Origin of the sequence: Enterobacter sp. BNK-29 (assembly GCF_048684785.1) — a bacterium.
In the GTDB taxonomy this organism is placed as follows: Bacteria; Pseudomonadota; Gammaproteobacteria; order Enterobacterales; family Enterobacteriaceae; genus Enterobacter; species Enterobacter cloacae_M.
The window spans coordinates 2,157,256-2,173,897 of sequence record NZ_JBLQTU010000001.1; the positions used below are offsets into that span (position 1 = coordinate 2,157,256).

The 16,642-nt window shown below is 54.5% G+C and carries 19 protein-coding genes; 7 read left to right on the top strand and 12 right to left on the bottom strand.

Annotation, left to right across the window (positions count from 1 at the left end; translation table 11 throughout):
• The first annotated feature begins 18 nt into the window (after positions 1-18).
• Positions 19-1,689, top strand: a complete 1,671-nt coding sequence (gene ligB / locus ACMGGX_RS10315; RefSeq protein ID WP_348562098.1) for an NAD-dependent DNA ligase LigB — start codon at positions 19-21, stop codon at positions 1,687-1,689.
• Positions 1,690-1,691: 2 nt separating this feature from the next.
• On the opposite strand, the gene ACMGGX_RS10320 is transcribed toward ligB, so the two are convergent.
• Together ACMGGX_RS10320 and ACMGGX_RS10325 are read right to left on the bottom strand one after the other, a co-directional pair.
• The gene (locus tag ACMGGX_RS10320; protein ID WP_023334014.1) at positions 1,692-2,309 is read right to left on the bottom strand and encodes a trimeric intracellular cation channel family protein; all 618 of its coding nucleotides are present in this window, start codon (positions 2,307-2,309) and stop codon (positions 1,692-1,694) included.
• 205 nt (positions 2,310-2,514) lie between these two features.
• Entirely contained in the window at positions 2,515-3,378 is an 864-nt protein-coding gene (locus ACMGGX_RS10325; protein WP_023309886.1) for a YicC/YloC family endoribonuclease, read from the bottom strand.
• A gap of 125 nt (positions 3,379-3,503) precedes the next feature.
• On the opposite strand from ACMGGX_RS10325, the gene rph reads away from it, so the two are divergent.
• Both rph and pyrE read left to right on the top strand, forming a co-directional pair.
• Entirely contained in the window at positions 3,504-4,220 is a 717-nt protein-coding gene (rph, locus tag ACMGGX_RS10330; protein ID WP_010426431.1) for a ribonuclease PH, read from the top strand.
• Between the two features lie 67 nt (positions 4,221-4,287).
• Complete coding sequence (pyrE, locus tag ACMGGX_RS10335; RefSeq protein ID WP_420298340.1) at positions 4,288-4,929, top strand: orotate phosphoribosyltransferase; 642 nt, start codon at positions 4,288-4,290, stop codon at positions 4,927-4,929.
• A 40-nt stretch (positions 4,930-4,969) separates the two neighbouring features.
• Here pyrE and slmA read toward each other — a convergent pair whose 3' ends face one another.
• From slmA to coaBC, 3 genes are all read right to left on the bottom strand, one after another.
• The gene (slmA, locus tag ACMGGX_RS10340; RefSeq protein WP_010426428.1) at positions 4,970-5,566 is read right to left on the bottom strand and encodes a nucleoid occlusion factor SlmA; all 597 of its coding nucleotides are present in this window, start codon (positions 5,564-5,566) and stop codon (positions 4,970-4,972) included.
• 120 nt (positions 5,567-5,686) lie between these two features.
• Positions 5,687-6,145 carry a dUTP diphosphatase gene (gene dut, locus ACMGGX_RS10345; protein WP_420298341.1) on the bottom strand — a complete coding sequence of 153 codons (459 nt, stop codon included), beginning with the start codon at positions 6,143-6,145 and terminating at the stop codon, positions 5,687-5,689.
• Entirely contained in the window at positions 6,123-7,334 is a 1,212-nt protein-coding gene (coaBC, locus tag ACMGGX_RS10350) for a bifunctional phosphopantothenoylcysteine decarboxylase/phosphopantothenate--cysteine ligase CoaBC (protein WP_087823747.1), read from the bottom strand. Before coaBC ends, dut begins: the two co-directional genes overlap by 23 nt.
• A 171-nt stretch (positions 7,335-7,505) precedes the next feature.
• On the opposite strand from coaBC, the gene radC reads away from it, so the two are divergent.
• The 4 genes from radC to mutM all read left to right on the top strand — a co-directional run bounded on the left by radC (position 7,506) and on the right by mutM (position 9,701).
• Positions 7,506-8,174, top strand: coding sequence for a RadC family protein (gene radC, locus ACMGGX_RS10355; RefSeq protein WP_348562100.1), 669 nt, complete (start codon positions 7,506-7,508; stop codon positions 8,172-8,174).
• A gap of 218 nt (positions 8,175-8,392) precedes the next feature.
• On the top strand, positions 8,393-8,629 hold the full coding sequence (rpmB, locus tag ACMGGX_RS10360) for a 50S ribosomal protein L28 (RefSeq protein ID WP_002436699.1): 237 nt from the start codon (positions 8,393-8,395) through the stop codon (positions 8,627-8,629).
• 22 nt (positions 8,630-8,651) lie between these two features.
• Complete coding sequence (gene rpmG, locus ACMGGX_RS10365) at positions 8,652-8,819, top strand: 50S ribosomal protein L33 (RefSeq protein ID WP_003024094.1); 168 nt, start codon at positions 8,652-8,654, stop codon at positions 8,817-8,819.
• Positions 8,820-8,891: 72 nt separating this feature from the next.
• Positions 8,892-9,701 carry a bifunctional DNA-formamidopyrimidine glycosylase/DNA-(apurinic or apyrimidinic site) lyase gene (gene mutM / locus ACMGGX_RS10370; protein ID WP_126797189.1) on the top strand — a complete coding sequence of 270 codons (810 nt, stop codon included), beginning with the start codon at positions 8,892-8,894 and terminating at the stop codon, positions 9,699-9,701.
• A gap of 2 nt (positions 9,702-9,703) precedes the next feature.
• On the opposite strand, the gene coaD is transcribed toward mutM, so the two are convergent.
• From coaD to rfaQ, 7 genes are all read right to left on the bottom strand, one after another.
• Positions 9,704-10,183 carry a pantetheine-phosphate adenylyltransferase gene (gene coaD / locus ACMGGX_RS10375; RefSeq protein ID WP_023334018.1) on the bottom strand — a complete coding sequence of 160 codons (480 nt, stop codon included), beginning with the start codon at positions 10,181-10,183 and terminating at the stop codon, positions 9,704-9,706.
• A gap of 3 nt (positions 10,184-10,186) precedes the next feature.
• Positions 10,187-10,957 (bottom strand): glycosyltransferase family 2 protein, encoded by a 771-nt coding sequence (locus tag ACMGGX_RS10380; RefSeq protein WP_420298342.1) that lies wholly within the window; start codon positions 10,955-10,957, stop codon positions 10,187-10,189.
• Positions 10,957-12,231, bottom strand: coding sequence for a lipid IV(A) 3-deoxy-D-manno-octulosonic acid transferase (gene waaA, locus ACMGGX_RS10385; protein WP_420298343.1), 1,275 nt, complete (start codon positions 12,229-12,231; stop codon positions 10,957-10,959). Before waaA ends, ACMGGX_RS10380 begins: the two co-directional genes overlap by 1 nt.
• 66 nt (positions 12,232-12,297) lie before the next feature.
• Positions 12,298-13,287: a glycosyltransferase gene (locus tag ACMGGX_RS10390; RefSeq protein WP_126786492.1), complete on the bottom strand. Its 990-nt coding sequence runs from the start codon at positions 13,285-13,287 to the stop codon at positions 12,298-12,300.
• An 11-nt stretch (positions 13,288-13,298) separates the two neighbouring features.
• On the bottom strand, positions 13,299-14,399 hold the full coding sequence (locus ACMGGX_RS10395) for a glycosyltransferase (RefSeq protein WP_420298344.1): 1,101 nt from the start codon (positions 14,397-14,399) through the stop codon (positions 13,299-13,301).
• A 2-nt stretch (positions 14,400-14,401) separates the two neighbouring features.
• Positions 14,402-15,529, bottom strand: coding sequence for a glycosyltransferase family 4 protein (locus ACMGGX_RS10400; RefSeq protein WP_023309896.1), 1,128 nt, complete (start codon positions 15,527-15,529; stop codon positions 14,402-14,404).
• Positions 15,526-16,596 carry a putative lipopolysaccharide heptosyltransferase III gene (gene rfaQ, locus ACMGGX_RS10405; protein WP_348562102.1) on the bottom strand — a complete coding sequence of 357 codons (1,071 nt, stop codon included), beginning with the start codon at positions 16,594-16,596 and terminating at the stop codon, positions 15,526-15,528. The genes ACMGGX_RS10400 and rfaQ overlap by 4 nt, the downstream gene beginning before the upstream one ends.
• Between the last annotated feature and the right edge of the window lie 46 nt (positions 16,597-16,642).

Sequence of the window (16,642 nt, forward strand, 5' to 3'; positions counted from 1 at the left end):
TGCAAAGGAGGGGTAGCGATGTGGCGATGGATAAGCGGGTTAATGCTGTTGTGGTGTGGCTATGGCGCGGCGGTGTGTCCGGTGTGGTCGCAGGCAAAAGCAGAAAAAGAGATGGCGTCGTTAAGCGCGCAAATCAAAGGCTGGGATGAGGCCTACTGGAAGCAGGGCGTGAGCGAGATCAACGATGAGGTTTACGACCAGCTTCACGGGCGGTTAACGCAGTGGCAGCGCTGTTTTGGCAGTGAGCCTTCAGAAGAGAAACTCCCTACGCTGGCGGGAAGCGTAAAACATCCCGTTGCCCATACGGGCGTACATAAAGTGGCCAGCAAAGAGGAGTTGAGACAGTGGATGCGTGTCCGACGTAACCTCTGGATGCAGCCTAAAGTTGACGGTGTGGCGGTAACGCTGGTCTATCGCAACGGAAAGTTAACTCAGGCTATCAGTCGCGGTGATGGCCTGAAAGGGGAAGACTGGACCGGGAAGGTACGTTTAATCCCGTCAGTACCGCAAAATCTCACCGGCGCGCTGGCGAATAGCGTCTTGCAGGGCGAGCTTTTCTGGTTGCGTGACAACCACATTCAGCAGCAGATGGGCGGAATGAACGCTCGCGCAAAGGTGGCAGGGGCGATGATGCGGCAAAAGGATAACGCGCTATTGAGCAAGATCGGCGTATTCATCTGGGCCTGGCCGGACGGACCGAAAGATATGCGTACCTCTTTAGCTGAACTGTCTCAGGCCGGTTTTACGCTGTCGGCACGGTACACGTTACCCGCCGAATCTGTCGATGCCGTCGAGAAGCAGCGCACGGCCTGGCATGTGACCTCATTACCCTTTGCCACGGATGGCATTGTGGTGCGTTCGCAGGATGAACCTGCGGGCGAAGAGTGGTTACCGGGAGAAGGCAGCTGGGTTGTCGCGTGGAAATATCCTCCCGCAGCCCAGGTCGCTGAGGTGAGTGATATTCATTTTTCCGTGGGGCGCACGGGCAAAATTTCCGTTGTAGCAGCGCTGGAACCCGTGCAACTGGATGATAAACAGGTGCAGCGGGTGAGTCTGGGCTCGGTTGGGCGCTGGCAGAATCTGGATATTGCTCCAGGGGATCAGATACAAATCAGCCTGGCCGGGCAGGGTATCCCCCGGTTTGATAAGGTGCTCTGGCGCGGGACCGACAGACATAAACCAGAACCACCGGCCTCACGCTATCATGCTCTTAGCTGTTTCTATGCTTCGCCGGAGTGTATGGAGCAGTTCTTTGCCAGGCTGACCTGGCTCAGTTCAAAGCAGGTACTTGATATTGAAGGAGTAGGCGAGTCAGGCTGGCGAACCCTCTGGCAGGCGCATCATTTTGAACATCTCTTTTCATGGCTGTTATTAACGCAGGCGCAGCTGCAGGCTACACCGGGATTTTCCTCAGCACGCGGGCTGGCGCTCTGGCATCGATTTAATCTGGTGCGCGAGAAGCCGTTTATCCGCTGGCTCATGGCAATGGGTGTGCCATTGACCCAGGCTTCGCTGAAGGCGATGGGAGACATATCGTGGCAGAAGATGAGCGGGCGCAACGCAAAGGACTGGCAGACCCTGCCGGGAACAGGAGAGGAGAAAGCTCGACAAATCGTTAACTGGATTCACGCCCCTCAGATTGATGTGCTGGCGAAATGGCTCGCTGAACAGCACATCAATGGGTTCTGAAGCTAGTGGGCGCTGTGTTTGTAATGAAAAACGGGCAGCCCGAGCTTCAGACGCAGCGCCAGCATGCGGGCCGTAAAGCCAAACAGCAGCGTCGAGATGACCACCACGTCATGGTTAGAAACATAATGCTGCAGAGCGATATAAAGCACTGCTGCCGCAAAGGAGATGCCGGCATACAGCTCTTTTTGAAAGACCAGGGGGATGCGTTTGCAGAACATATCTCGCAGCACACCGCCGAATACGCCCGTGACCACGGCGGCGATGGTGGCGATAACCGGTCCTTCCCCCATATCGAGCGCGATTTGCGCGCCGATGATCGAAAAGACAATCAGCCCCAGCGCATCAAGCACAAGGAACAGGCGGCGAAGATGGGGCATAACGGGCGCCACTATGGTGGTTAACACGGCGGCTGTCGCCACAATAATCACGTACTCAGGGTGTTTAACCCAGCCGAGCGGGTAATGGCCAAGCAGAATATCGCGCACGGAACCGCCGCCCAGTGCGGTTGCCGTAGCAATAATGATCACGCCGAAGGTGTCCATACGGCGACGTCCGGCGGCAAGTGCGCCGGTCATGGCTTCTGCGGTGATGCCAATGAGATAAAGGATGTGAAGCAGCATATACCCTCCGGTGTGAACGCGGGGGAGGTTAGCGATTTGTGCGCAAGATCACGATTGAGATTTTCTAAGGCGAGTCAGTTTGCCCTATAAATTTTTATCAAGTTCTATAGAGAAAGCTTGATGAAAGGCGGTAAAGCGACAAAACTGGCTTTAAGATGGATTAGAAATAGTAATGGGTGGTGCGGTCAACACCACCCGAAAGGCATTACTCGATATTCTGGATCTGCTCGCGCATCTGTTCAATCAGCACTTTCAGCTCAATCGCTGAGTTCGTCACTTCTGCATTGATCGATTTAGACGCCAGGGTGTTCGACTCGCGGTTGAACTCCTGCATCATAAAGTCCAGACGGCGGCCCACAGCTTCTTTCTTCTTCAGAATGTTGTAGGTTTCTTTAACGTGCGCTTCCAGACGGTCCAGCTCTTCAGCGACATCAATACGCTGCGCCATCAGCACCAGCTCTTGTTCCAGACGGGTGTTTTCCAGCTGAACTTCCGCTTCTTCCAGTTTGGCGACAAGGCGCTCGCGCTGCCATTGCAGCACTTCCGGCATATGGGTGCGGACTTTCGCTACTTCGGTGCTCACGCCTTCAAGGCGCTGCTCAATCATCGCTTTCAGCGCCTGGCCTTCGGTTTCGCGGGCAACGATAAAGTCGTCCAACGTGCCGTCGAGGGCTGCCAGGATTTCAGCGGCAATAGCATCCAGATCCTGCTCACCGGCCGCCATGACGCCAGGCCAGCGCAGAATATCAACCGGATTGATTTCGCCTTCATCGCTCTGCATTTTGACCCAGTTCGCTGCATTCACGAGCTGTTTCGCCAGTTTTTCGTTGAGGATGAGCTCGCCCTGTGCGCTGGCATCGGGCTCAAAGCGCAGGTTACATTCAACTTTTCCGCGCGTCAGACGCGTACGGATACGTTCACGTACGACAGGCTCAAGGCTGCGGAACTGCTCCGGCATACGGAAATACGTTTCCAGGTAACGCTGGTTTACCGAGCGCATTTCCCATGTGGCGCTACCCCAGCTACCCTTGATTTCACGCCGGGCGTAGGCGGTCATACTGCGGATCATAGACATTCCCGTTTTTAAAGGAGAGATGGGGGGATTATAGCTTTCGGGGGCTTCTCAGGATAGGAATAAGCGTCCTTTATCCGTATAATGCGCAGCCACATTCGTTTCAAGCCGGAGAATCCATCATGCGTCCATCAGGTCGTAGCGCCAACCAGGTGCGTCCCGTCACCCTGACCCGTAACTATACAAAACACGCTGAAGGCTCCGTGCTGGTTGAGTTTGGTGACACTAAAGTGCTGTGCACCGCCTCCATCGAAGAAGGCGTTCCGCGCTTCCTGAAAGGTCAGGGCCAGGGCTGGATCACCGCAGAATACGGCATGCTGCCGCGTGCGACCCATACCCGTAATGCCCGTGAAGCGGCAAAGGGTAAGCAGGGCGGTCGTACCATGGAGATTCAACGTCTGATCGCGCGTGCGCTGCGCGCCGCCGTTGACCTGAAAATCCTCGGCGAATTCACCATCACTCTCGATTGCGACGTCATTCAGGCAGACGGCGGTACGCGTACGGCGTCGATTACCGGTGCCTGCGTAGCGCTGGCCGATGCCCTGAACAAGCTGGTTGCGGCCGGTAAGCTGAAAACCAACCCAATGAAAGGCATGGTTGCGGCGGTTTCTGTTGGTATTGTTAACGGTGAAGCGCTTTGCGATCTGGAATACGTTGAAGATTCCGCAGCCGAAACCGACATGAACGTGGTGATGACCGAAGACGGTCGCATCATTGAGGTGCAGGGCACGGCGGAAGGCGAGCCGTTCACCCATGAAGAGCTTCTCTCCCTGCTGGCGTTGGCCCGAGGGGGAATCGAATCCATTGTAACGACGCAGAAAGCGGCGTTAGAAAATTGATTTTAAAGGCGACCAATGAGTCGCCTTTTTTTTGCCTGTAAGACAGAAAAACCAAAGGAGCAAATCCATGAAATCGTATCAGCGCCAGTTTATTGAGTTTGCGCTTAACAAGCAGGTACTTAAGTTTGGCGAATTTACGCTGAAATCCGGGCGTAAGAGTCCCTATTTCTTCAACGCCGGGCTGTTTAATACCGGGCGCGATCTGGCACTGTTAGGCCGTTTCTATGCCGAAGCGCTGGTGGATTCCGGGATTGATTTTGACCTGCTGTTTGGCCCGGCCTATAAAGGCATTCCAATTGCGACCACCACCGCGGTGGCGCTGGCGGAACACCATGACCGCGACGTGCCGTACTGCTTTAACCGCAAAGAAGCCAAAACCCATGGTGAAGGTGGGAATCTGGTCGGCAGCGCGCTGCAGGGCAGCGTCATGCTGGTCGATGACGTGATCACTGCGGGTACGGCGATCCGTGAATCGATGGAGATTATTCAGGCCAACGGCGCGACGCTTGCTGGCGTGCTGATTTCTCTGGATCGTCAGGAGCGTGGTCGCGGTGAAATTTCCGCTATTCAGGAAGTCGAGCGCGATTACAGCTGCAAAGTGACGTCGATTATTACCCTGAAAGACCTGATTGCGTATCTTGAAGAGAAGCCTGAGATGGCAGACCATCTGGCGGCGGTACGTGCGTACCGGGAAGAGTTCGGGGTGTAATTAAATTGCCCGGTGGCGCTACGCTTACCGGGCTTACGGATTACTGCAGCTGAGCAGCCACTAACGGCCAGCGGGCGTCAAAATCGTCCGTTGGACGGTATTTGAATTCGCTACGCACAAAGCGGGAAAGCATCCCTTCACAAAACGCCAGGATCTGGCTTGCCAGCAGCGTCTCATCGATGGTGTAACCTTCGCCTTCACGCATTTTCTTTTCGCGCAGTACCTGGCGCAGCTGCGCTTCAATACGCTCGAAAAGCTGGTTAATGCGGCCCTGCAGTCTGTCCTGTTCAAACATCAGCGCGTGGCCGGTGAGAATGCGGGTTAAGCCCGGATTGCGTTCACCGAAGCCCAGGATTAACAGCACAATCAGACGCAAACGCGCGGTGGTGTCTTTTTCGTCTTTCAGAATCAGGTTGATGCGCGTAATCAGGCTGTCTTCAATAAACTCGATCAGGCTGTCGAACATCCGGGTCTTGCTCGGGAAATGACGGTACAGCGCCGCCTCAGACACGCCTACAGAGGCGGCCAGTTTAGCGGTGGTGATGCGTTGACTGCCATCGCTGGATTCAAGCATCAGAGCCAGAGATTGAAGTATTTCTTCGCGACGATTCCTTTTCGCAGTTTGTTTTTCTGCCATGTTACAAAATACCCCTGAAAATAAGCACTTGCCAGGCTGGCATCCACGCAGCGACCGCAAACGGGCGTTTGCGGTTTGTTATTGCATTATAACGCTGTGAGATACGTGTCTTTCGGGCCGTTATTTGCGCCCGGAATGGCCGAAGCCGCCTTCGCCACGGTCGGTGGCGTCAAAGTCTGCCACCAGGTTAAATTCTGCCTGTACCACCGGTACAAAGACCATCTGGGCGATACGCTCGCCCGGTTCAATGGTGAAGCTGTCCTGACCGCGGTTCCAGACGGAGACCATCAGCTGACCCTGGTAGTCGGAGTCGATCAGGCCCACCAGGTTACCAAGCACAACGCCGTGCTTATGGCCCAGACCAGAACGCGGCAGGATCACCGCTGCCAGAGACGGGTCAGCAATGTGAATCGCCAGGCCAGTTGGAACCAGGGTAGTGGCACCCGGAGCCAGTGCTACGGCGTCATCGAGACAGGCGCGCAGGTCAAGACCGGCAGAACCGGAGGTGGCATAGGTTGGCAGCGGGAATTGCTCGCCAACACGCGGGTCCAGAATCTTAACGTCGATTTTTTTCATCATAACGGGTAACGATCTCGTCCAGTAATTGTTGGCCCAGGAGTTCCTTGCGCTCAAGCGGTAAGACTTTATCTCCATCCTGCCAGAAAAGGTGCAGTGCGTTGCTGTCGCTGTTAAATCCTTGTGTGGCCAGCGATACGTCGTTCGCGCAAATCAAATCGAGGTTTTTGCGGGTACGTTTTTGCCGGGCATATTCTTCCACATTATTCGTTTCTGCGGCAAACCCAACAACGTATGGACGATGGCTTTTTAGTGCGGCGACGCCGGCAACAATGTCCGGGTTTTTCACCATTTTTAGTGTTAATTCATCGCCTTGCTTTTTAATTTTAGCCTCGGCGATCGTCTCGGCACGATAGTCTGCGACGGCCGCACAGCCGATAAAAATCTGCTGGCTTTGCGCATGTGCCTGCACGGCGGCTTCCATCTCCAGCGCGGTAGTCACATCAATTCGCTTCACAAACGCAGGGGTAGGTAGCGATACCGGGCCGCTCACCAGCGTGACGTTCGCGCCACGCCTTGCGGCGGCGGCGGCAATCGCGAAGCCCATTTTGCCGGAGCTGTGGTTGGTGATGTAGCGCACCGGATCCAGCGGCTCGCGCGTGGGGCCCGCGGTAATCATGATGTTGAGATGTTGCAGATCGTTGACAGGCGAAAAATGGGCTGCGGCCATATCAACAATCGTCAGCGGATCAAGCATGCGACCCGGGCCAACGTCGCCGCAGGCCTGGCTGCCGCTGTCCGGACCCCAGATAAGCAGGCCGCGTGAGGCCAGCGTCTCCAGATTATGCTGGGTGGCCGCGTTACGGTACATCTGCTGGTTCATGGCAGGAACGACGGCAACTGGAGCTGGCGTGGCCAGACAAATGGTGGAGACCAGATCGTTTGCCATACCGGCCGCCACTCGAGCGATTAAATCAGCCGTGGCGGGGGCGAGGATAACCAGGTCTGCCCATTTACCCAGCTCAATATGGCCCATCGCGGCTTCGGCGGCCGGATCGAGCAGGCTGTCAGATACCGGGTATCCTGAAACGGCCTGCAGGCTCAGGGGAGTGATAAAGGCTTTACCGCCTTCGGTTATCGCGACCCGCACGTCAGCTCCGCGCTCGCGCAGACGACGCACCAGCTCCGGCGCTTTATAAGCAGCAATGCCGCCGCTCACGCCAAGAACGATTTTTTTACCGGCCAGGCTCATCATGATTCTTTCCTGTTGGGTTTCACCAGAGAGCGGGCATTTTATCACAATCCCCAAAGCGGAGTGATTTTGTACTTCGTCCACTTTGCGAGGCGCTACGCAAGAACGCAATGTGGCCGTCGAGCGACGGATTGGCCTGTGGCAGCATGAGGTTAAAAAAGGGGAAAGAGCATGGAAGAAGAGGATGAGGAGCTGCTGCCGCGCGAAAAACTGCTGCGCTATGGCGTCACCCTGTTAAAAGACGATGAACTATTGGCGCTCTTTTTACGTACCGGAACGCCCGGAAAAACGGTATTTATGCTGGCAAAAGAGCTGATAGCACATTTCGGTTCGCTGTACGGTTTATTGACCGCCGACCTGGCGCAGTTTAAGCACGTTGAGGGAATTGGCGTGGCGAAATATGCCCAGCTGAGGGGCATTGCTGAACTTGCCCGCCGTTTTTACAATGTCCGCATGGAGAAGGAAGATCCGCTCCTGACGCCAGAAATGACGCGTGAATTCCTGCAAAGCCAGTTAACCGATATTGAACGCGAGATCTTTATGGTGATCTTTGTCGATAACAGAAATCGGGTGCTGAAACATAGCTGTCTCTTTGCGGGCACGTTGAGCCACGTTGAGGTGCATCCGCGTGAAATTGTGCGGGAAGCGATAAAAGTGAATGCAGCGGGCGTGATCCTCGCGCATAATCACCCCTCTGGCTGTGCAGAACCGAGCAGAGCGGACAAAGAAATCACCGAACGCATTATCAAATGCTGTCAATTCATGGACATTCGTGTGCTGGACCATCTGATAATTGGCCGCGGTGAGTACATTTCTTTCGCAGAACATGGCTGGATTTAGGCTATTTCTCGCGATCCATCGGGATCTTTGTCTGTTCGGGACTTGAGCACACCGCCGAGTCAGCGTATACTACGCCACCTTTGAGAATCTCGGGTTTGGCATTTGGGCCTGGCAATCGAGAGTTCACTTAGAACTATGCGATGACCGGGCTGTAAAGCCTGACGAGGCGCCGATACCCCATACGAAGCTCGAGCTAATTTGATTTTTGGAGAATAGACATGTCCCGAGTCTGCCAAGTTACTGGCAAGCGTCCGGTGACCGGTAACAACCGTTCCCACGCACTGAACGCGACTAAACGCCGTTTCCTGCCGAACCTGCACTCTCACCGTTTCTGGGTTGAGAGCGAGAAGCGTTTTGTCACCCTGCGCGTATCTGCTAAAGGTATGCGTGTAATCGATAAGAAAGGCATCGATACAGTTCTGTCCGAACTGCGTGCCCGTGGCGAAAAGTACTAAGTACTTAAAGAGGAAATAAATCATGGCTAAAGGTATTCGCGAGAAAATCAAGCTGGTTTCTTCTGCTGGTACAGGTCACTTCTACACCACCACGAAGAACAAACGTACTAAGCCGGAAAAACTGGAACTGAAAAAATTCGATCCAGTTGTACGCCAGCACGTACTGTACAAAGAAGCTAAAATCAAATAATTTTAGTCTCCTTGTATCGAAAAACCCCGCAACTGCGGGGTTTTTTGCATTCTGAATCTCAACGGAGGAACCATGCCTGAATTACCTGAGGTAGAAACCAGCCGTCGCGGCATTGAGCCCCATCTGGTCGGCGCAACGATTCTTCACGCGGTGGTCCGCAATGGACGTCTGCGCTGGCCGGTGTCCGATGAGATCCATGCCCTGAGCGATAAACCCGTCCTTAGCGTACAGCGTCGCGCGAAATACCTGCTGCTGGAGCTGCCCGACGGCTGGATTATTATCCACCTGGGAATGTCCGGGAGCCTGCGCATTCTTACCGAAGAACTGCCTGCGGAAAAGCATGACCATGTCGATCTGGTGATGAGCAACGGCAAAGTGCTCCGTTACACCGACCCAAGACGCTTTGGCGCTTGGCTGTGGACGAAGGAGCTGGAAGGGCACAACGTGCTGGCGCATCTGGGCCCGGAGCCGCTCTCAGACGCGTTTAACGCGGAATACCTCAGGGCGAAGTGTGCGAAGAAGAAAAGCCCGATTAAGCCCTGGCTGATGGATAACAAGCTGGTGGTCGGCGTGGGGAATATCTACGCCAGCGAATCGCTGTTTGCGGCCGGGATCCATCCCGATCGGCTGGCCTCTTCGCTGTCTGCGCAGGAGTGCGAGCTGCTGGTCCGGGTGATTAAAGCCGTATTACTTCGCTCGATTGAGCAGGGCGGGACAACGTTGAAGGACTTCCTGCAAAGTGACGGCAAGCCGGGCTATTTTGCCCAGGAGCTGCAGGTATATGGCCGTAAAGGCGAACCGTGCAGAGTCTGCGGCACGCCCGTTATTGCCACGAAGCACGCCCAGCGCGCCACGTTCTACTGCCGTCAGTGCCAGAAATAGGGTTACTTTAGCTTTTCCATCAATGCCTGATGGACGTTAGTCGGTAGGAAATGGGTGACGTCGCCGTGATGACGCGCCACCTCTTTTACCAGCGTGGAAGAGATAAACGACCACTCTTTGGAGGGCATCAGGAACACGCTCTCCAGCTCCGGCATCAGGTGGCGGTTCATGTGCGCCAGCTGCATCTCATACTCGAAGTCTGCCACCGCGCGTAAACCACGGATAAGAATGTTTGCCTGCTGAGCGCGGGCGAAGTTAGCCATCAGGTCGCTAAACCCGACCACCTCAACATTCGGCAGGTGCGAAATGGCATCGGTGGCGAGCTGTACGCGCTCGTTGAGGTCAAACATCGGCTTTTTGCTGGGGCTGGCGGCAATGGCCAGGATCACCTTGTCGAACATGCACGCCGCACGGGTGATGATATCAAGATGACCGTTGGTGATCGGATCGAAGGTACCCGGATAAATCGCTTTTGTGCTCATGGCTCACGTTTTCTCTGAGTAGCCGCGGCAGAGCGCCCACAGCTCGGTGTATTTGTTGAAAGTATACTGGGCATTCACTACCGCGAGTAACCAGCCCTGCTTACCGTCCAGGACGCCACCACGCAGCAGCAGCGTTTTCAGAAACGCGCCCAGCGTGTGGGTGAAGATTCCCGTCAGCGAGGTCTTCTTGCCGCGCTGGTGACGCTCCTGCGCCCATGCGGTGGCATAGTTGAGCTGTTTACGCTGGAAGCTCGCGAAATCACGGCAGGTCAGGTGCAGCAAATCGCCCGTCAGGGGGATGACCTGAGCGCTATCGCAGCTCAGGGATTCATGCACCAGATTGTCGTTGTACTGATACCGCTCGCGCTCATAGAGGCGCATCACGCGGTCAGGGTACCAGCCGCTGTGGCGCATAAAACGGCCAAGAAAGTAGTTGCGGCGGGCAATGCTGTACACGGCGCCAGGCTGGGGCGAGGAAAGCACAGCCTGAATGGCCTGCTGAAGCTCCGGCGTGATGCGTTCGTCGGTGTCGAGCATCAGGACATAATCACCTGTGGCATGTCCCTGCGCACGCTGGCGCTGGATACCGTAGCCTTGCCAGTCAGCGTCGACAAAGACTTTTGCGCCCGCTGCCCGGGCAACGTCCACCGTGTTGTCCGTACTTCCGGAGTCAAGAATGACTATCTCGTCAGCCCAGGCAACCGACGCCAGGCAATCCGGAAGCAGGTCGGCGGCGTTTTTGGCGATCATCACGACCGACAGACGCGTTGACATTAGTGGCTCCGCTGGGGCAGATAAGGTTGCAGAAGCTGCAGCAGTCGGGTCAGTGCGCCCTGGTTCTGGTGCAGCACTTCGACGGCATGACGCCCGTACCACAGGCGATAATCTTCGTCAGTCAGAAGGGTCGATACCTCTTTAACCATCGAATCCGCATCGGTCACGGTAATTAAACCATCGGCCTGCTGTAATTTCGCGCAGATATCTTTGAAGTTAAACGTATGCGGCCCCATCAGTACCGGAATGGCGTGGGCTGCCGGCTCCAGCGGGTTATGACCGCCGCGCTCGACCAGGCTGCCACCGACAAACGCGAGGTCAGCGATTCCGTACAGCAGCATCAGCTCGCCCATCGTATCGCCAATCACCACCTGGGTGCTGCCGGAAGGAATTTCACCGCTGCTGCGCAGCGTGAAGCTGAAGCCGCCTTTCTGGACCATTTCACGGGCATCTTTAAAACGCTCCGGATGGCGCGGCACGAGGATCAGCAGTAAATCAGGGAATTTTTCCAGCAGCTTGCGGTGAGCCTGCAGGATGATCTCTTCTTCGCCATCATGGGTACTGGTCGCAATCCAGACCTGACGACGCGGGGCCCACTGGCGACGCAGTGTGATGGCACGGGCTGCGAGCTCAGGGGTAACGGAAATATCGAATTTCAGGCTGCCCGTTACCGCAAGCTGGTTGCGTTTCAGGCCCAGAGAGATAAAGCGTGCCGCGTCCTCTTCGTTCTGCGCGGCAATCAGCGTGATTTTGCCCAGCAGGCGGCGCATAAATTTACCCAGCTTGCCGTAACCTTTCGCCGAGCGCTCTGACAGGCGCGCGTTGGCAATGACCAGCGGAATTTTACGGGCATGCAGGGCGGAAATCATGTTCGGCCACAGTTCGGTTTCCATCACGATCACCAGCTTCGGGCGAACGGTATTCAGGAAACGATTCATGGCGCAGGGCAGATCGTAAGGCAGATAGACGTGCTGCACGTCTTTACCGAAAGCGGATAACGCGCGCTCCGAGCCGGTTGGCGTCATCGTCGTGACGGTGATTGGCAGCGAAGGGTAACGGTGACGCAGGGCGCGAACCAGCGGGATCGCCGCCAGCGTTTCACCGACAGAAACGGAATGCAGCAAAATACCGTCCGGTACGACTTTATTGCGGCAGAAGCCATAGCGTTCAGCCCAGCGTTTACGATACGCAGGCGCTTTCCGGCTACGAAGCAACAGTCTCAGCCACACCAGTGGCTGAATGATGTAGAGCAGAGCGGTATACAACAATTCCAAGCGATTATCCGTTTTTTTAGTTTCGGCGGGCAAATTCTAAGCATTTAGGCCAGGTAAAGCTATCTCTTATGCCAGATACCGTTTCAAACGGAAATAACGTCGACCCAGCCGCCAGCGCAGACGCGGACTTTTTGCACTTTTCCAGATGAGTTTCCAGATGCCTGTTTCGAAGAACTCTTTAATAATCATTGATTTCTTCTTCTCATCCTTCATGTTGTCGAAGGTGTGAATAATGCCCAACCCCTCTTTGGCAATTTGCCAGTGGCAGGCAGGGATCCCTTTTACTTTGTCCGGGTAACGCTGATTGATGGCGTCGAGCATCTGCAGGATTTTCATATAGTGACGCGCGGAACGAATCAGCGTGTCGTCATTGTCCGGCATATGGGACACCGATGCAGAGTGAATGTAGTAGTCGTAATAACGTTCACTGGTGTACTGAACCCGCTCTGCCGCGAGCAGCACTTCGGTGGTCCACGGGATGTCCTGATGGCGCAGGCCGGGTTCGAAATGGAAACTGTGTTGACGGATAAAGTCGTGGCGATAGATGTTCAACCAGGTGACGTGAAGGAATTTACGTGAATCCAGCGCCATTTTTAACCACGCAGGGCCAGCCATGACCCCTGTGGAAGCCAGTTTGTCTTCAGGGAAGATCGGGCGTGAGGGTTTCTTGTTATTCTCCCAGACGTAGTTCCCGTTACAGGTGGCGACATCCAGATCCTGCGTGACGGCCATATCCAGCAGGCGCTGGTACATGCCGGGTTTAAAGACATCATCAATATCCGGGAAAGAGAGATATTGACCCGTCGCAACGGCCAGACCGGTGTTACGCGCGATGGATACGCCCTGGTTTTGCTGTTCTATAACCTGCATCTGCGGCAGTTTTTCTCGCCAGTTTTCGACGATCTCCATCGAGCGGTCAGTAGAGCCGTCATTGACAATGATGACTTCCATGCTGTCGATGCGTTGATTGACAAGGCAGGTAAAGAACTGATCCAGGAAAGCTTCACCGTTATAAACGGCAACCACCACGCTTAGCAATGGGGCAGAATTTTGCATAAGAAACCTGATTATTTTTGATTGTCGACCAGAGCAATATATTGCTGGCAAATGGCACTGATACCGAACGACGCGATGGTTGCATCGCCAACGACCGGCGGGGCGGTATAAATATCCGCCAGCGTTTTTGCCAGTGACGCATCATTTAACTCTGCCAGCCCGCGCGCTAAGGCTCCGGTGAGGATTTCAGCAGGGCCTCCGGGGCAATTTGTACTGACCGGTGGCGTCTGACAGATAATGGCTTCGACCAGCACATTACCAAAACCTTCGCAGTCAGAACTTAACACTAAAAGGCGTGCCCCTTTAATCCAGGGATAGGGATTGGAATCGAACGGGCGGAAAACCGTTTTGTTTTCAATACCCAGCTCTTCTGCAAGCTGCTTGAGTTTGCGAATTTGAGCGTCAGATCCATTGCCCATCATGACCAGCGTGGTGTCAATTTTGCTCAGGGCGAACGCACGTAAGAGTCGGTCGTGGCGTTTGTGCTCATGGAAGCGGCCAACATGAATAATGTAATCCTTTCCCTGCATTTCGAAGGGCGCATCCGCCAGACGCTGAATTTCAGGAATATCGAAAGGATTATGGATAACCGCTTTGCGTCGAAGATTGAGCGCCAGCGTCTCGGAAAGATCTTTCAACACGGCGCCTGAGACGGCGACAACGTTGCGGTTTTCGTAGGTATGACGAATTTTAAGATGTTTAAACCAGCGCGAAAGTCCGCTGCGATGGCGAAGATAGGAAAACGAGAACATGCCGTGCACGCAGAACCAGACTTTGTCACGTTCCAGCGCGCGGCAATGCGCCACAATGCGGTCTGTCTTGTGCAGGTGAGAGAACACCACATCAAATTTGCCGCTGCGCTCAGCTCGCTCAATCGCCTGATCTAGCAGTTGGGCGCGGCGTGGGATCTCCGTGAGCTTTCGCCACGGTTTTTTACATGTGTCCTGAACAACCTGATAATCGATGCCTTCCGGGATGGCGTAGTCGCACACTTTCCGCAGAGAGAATAGAGAGACCTGATGCCCCATTTCTATTAACCCGCGGGAGAGTGTAAGAACCGTTTTTTCGGCTCCTCCACCGGGTAAACCATCAATAATCATTAGGATGCGCATTTTTAATCCAGTAATTTTTGATAAAGCGTAATAAGCTGACTTGATAGTTTTTCGGGAGTGGCGTCTTTTACACGTTCACGTGCCGCTCGTCCCATATTGTTATTTTTTTCCAGTGAAGGGATAGCGGCTACCGCTTCCTTCAATGTACTGATATCAAGTGCGTCACAATAAAATCCGTTCTGGCCTTGTTGAATAAATTCTGCACCACCGCAACTCTCTGAAGTAATGACGGGCAAGCCGCAGGCCATCGCTTCAAGAATGACGTTAGGAAAGGGATCATACAGCGTTGGCAACAGTAAACCATCGGATAGCTGATAAAAAGGCAGAGTTTCTTTTTGCATCCCCAGGAAACGGATTTGCCCCTCGCAGCCTAAAGAACGGGCGAGGTCGCGATAACGACGTTCTGCTTTATCTTGCCCAACCACAATCAGCCAGGCTGATGTTCCAGCGATAGCGCGTATGGCGCTGGCCAATCCTTTTCGTTCAAACCCTGAGCCAACAAAACAGAACACAACGGCATCGGCTGGCAAACCAAATTGTTGGCGCAAAATCGCACGCTGTGCCTCCTGGGCCGGAACGAAGCGGCTGGAATCAATAGAATTATAAATCACATGAATTTTCTTTGCGTCAATATCAAAGTCTTCAACGATTTCGCGTTTGATCATCTCCGCATTACAGATTACGGCTTTTAACTCAGGCGCCTGATACATTTCCCGTTCCGCACGCATCACATAGCGGTGATAGCGGTCATACATCAGCATTTGCGCGCGCCAGGCAGGTAAAATGCGCGCGCGCTGCAGCAGCCAGCGACGATGCACCCCATCACCCGCACGATAAATATCACACCCCGGGATGCGCTCATGGCTTTGAACAATATCAAACTGCTGTTGCTGCCATAGCGCGCGCGCGGCCTGTGCAAATCCGCGTTCTCGACTGATGCGGCCCCATTTTTGAGGGTTGCAAATGTGGATATGCCAGTCGTCTTGCTTCTCTCCCTGCCACTCGCGCGTGATGACGTTGAGCTCAAGGTTCTGATTGCTCAGTGCGGTGAGGGCGCGCGAAACGAAGCGTTCCGCTCCGCCATCAGGGCGATATTTTTGGCGAACAATGGCCAGACGATGGTGTTTCATGACAGGTATCTCCTTGCGGCGGAGACGACAGCATCAACGGGAATGGCGTCGAGATAGCGTTCTTTCGTTTTGGTATCAATGGCATCCGGATCGGGTAGCGGGCCGTAATCGCCGGCCCAGATCACTTCCCCTTTAACCTGCCACGGTGACCAGAACGTCAGTTTTGATGGACCAAACAATGCCACGCAGGGCGTTTGAAGCGCGGCGGCCATATGCATTGGAACGGAGTCAACGCCAATAAAAAGACACGCATGATCGATGAGTGAGGCCAGCTGGCGCAACGTTAGCTGGCCCGCCAGAGAGACGACCCCCGTCTTCGGCGAGGCGGCGAGAATGCGATCGATCATCGCCAGCTCTTTTTTATCCGGCCCCGCGGTGAGCACAACCGTATGGCCATCCTGCTGTAGTGCAGTAATGGTTTGCGCCATTTTGTCTTCGCTCCAGCATTTAAAGAACCAGCGGGACGTCGGCTGGATCACGATGTAGCGCTCGCCCACACCCGTCTGCGTCAGTCTTTGACGGGCATAATCCCAGTCTTCTGCGGCGTAGGCCATGGTGACGGCAGGCTGCGGCGCGACAGGTAATGGTGCCAGAATGGAGAGATTCTGTTCGACTGTATGCAGGGATTTGTGGCCGTCGACAGAGACCAGATCGGTATGACAAAAACGCCAGAATGCACTGTTGCGTTTGTTAAACGCGAATCCGAGGCGAACGGGTGCGCCGGTCAAACGGGTGACGATCGCGCTACGCCATTGATCGGCAAGGTTAATAACCAGATGATAATGCTGATTTCTTAACGCACACAGTAACTGCCACTCTTTTTGAAGATGCTTCAGCGTGCCTAGCTGCTTCCATTTACGATCGATTCCAAAAATTGTACCGATCGCCGGATGCGCGGCGAGCATATCGCGCGTTTCTTCATACAGCAGGACATCAATCTGCGCCTGCGGCCATTTTTGACGTAACGAATCAATGACGGGAGTGGTCAGCAACATGTCGCCATGATGGCGGAGTTTGATAAGTAAAATGCGCAAATCAGGTGTGTCAGGTAAGTTATTCATCATCATCTTATCGGCGTTGTACTGATGGCAATTCTAATAGACCTGATAGCGA

What these genes read in the sequence shown, in the direction of transcription:
- dut (WP_420298341.1), bottom strand. Translation starts at nt 6,145, where the DNA reads ATGATGAAAAAAATCGACGTTAAGATTCTGGACCCGCGTGTTGGCGAG.
- rph (WP_010426431.1), top strand. Translation starts at nt 3,504, where the DNA reads ATGCGTCCATCAGGTCGTAGCGCCAACCAGGTGCGTCCCGTCACCCTG.
- ACMGGX_RS10325 (WP_023309886.1), bottom strand. Translation starts at nt 3,378, where the DNA reads ATGATCCGCAGTATGACCGCCTACGCCCGGCGTGAAATCAAGGGTAGC.
- mutM (WP_126797189.1), top strand. Translation starts at nt 8,892, where the DNA reads ATGCCTGAATTACCTGAGGTAGAAACCAGCCGTCGCGGCATTGAGCCC.
- rpmB (WP_002436699.1), top strand. Translation starts at nt 8,393, where the DNA reads ATGTCCCGAGTCTGCCAAGTTACTGGCAAGCGTCCGGTGACCGGTAAC.
- radC (WP_348562100.1), top strand. Translation starts at nt 7,506, where the DNA reads ATGGAAGAAGAGGATGAGGAGCTGCTGCCGCGCGAAAAACTGCTGCGC.
- ligB (WP_348562098.1), top strand. Translation starts at nt 19, where the DNA reads ATGTGGCGATGGATAAGCGGGTTAATGCTGTTGTGGTGTGGCTATGGC.
- coaD (WP_023334018.1), bottom strand. Translation starts at nt 10,183, where the DNA reads ATGAGCACAAAAGCGATTTATCCGGGTACCTTCGATCCGATCACCAAC.
- ACMGGX_RS10320 (WP_023334014.1), bottom strand. Translation starts at nt 2,309, where the DNA reads ATGCTGCTTCACATCCTTTATCTCATTGGCATCACCGCAGAAGCCATG.
- ACMGGX_RS10390 (WP_126786492.1), bottom strand. Translation starts at nt 13,287, where the DNA reads ATGCAAAATTCTGCCCCATTGCTAAGCGTGGTGGTTGCCGTTTATAAC.
- coaBC (WP_087823747.1), bottom strand. Translation starts at nt 7,334, where the DNA reads ATGAGCCTGGCCGGTAAAAAAATCGTTCTTGGCGTGAGCGGCGGCATT.
- ACMGGX_RS10400 (WP_023309896.1), bottom strand. Translation starts at nt 15,529, where the DNA reads ATGAAACACCATCGTCTGGCCATTGTTCGCCAAAAATATCGCCCTGAT.
- slmA (WP_010426428.1), bottom strand. Translation starts at nt 5,566, where the DNA reads ATGGCAGAAAAACAAACTGCGAAAAGGAATCGTCGCGAAGAAATACTT.
- rfaQ (WP_348562102.1), bottom strand. Translation starts at nt 16,596, where the DNA reads ATGATGATGAATAACTTACCTGACACACCTGATTTGCGCATTTTACTT.
- rpmG (WP_003024094.1), top strand. Translation starts at nt 8,652, where the DNA reads ATGGCTAAAGGTATTCGCGAGAAAATCAAGCTGGTTTCTTCTGCTGGT.
- pyrE (WP_420298340.1), top strand. Translation starts at nt 4,288, where the DNA reads ATGAAATCGTATCAGCGCCAGTTTATTGAGTTTGCGCTTAACAAGCAG.
- ACMGGX_RS10380 (WP_420298342.1), bottom strand. Translation starts at nt 10,957, where the DNA reads ATGTCAACGCGTCTGTCGGTCGTGATGATCGCCAAAAACGCCGCCGAC.
- ACMGGX_RS10395 (WP_420298344.1), bottom strand. Translation starts at nt 14,399, where the DNA reads ATGCGCATCCTAATGATTATTGATGGTTTACCCGGTGGAGGAGCCGAA.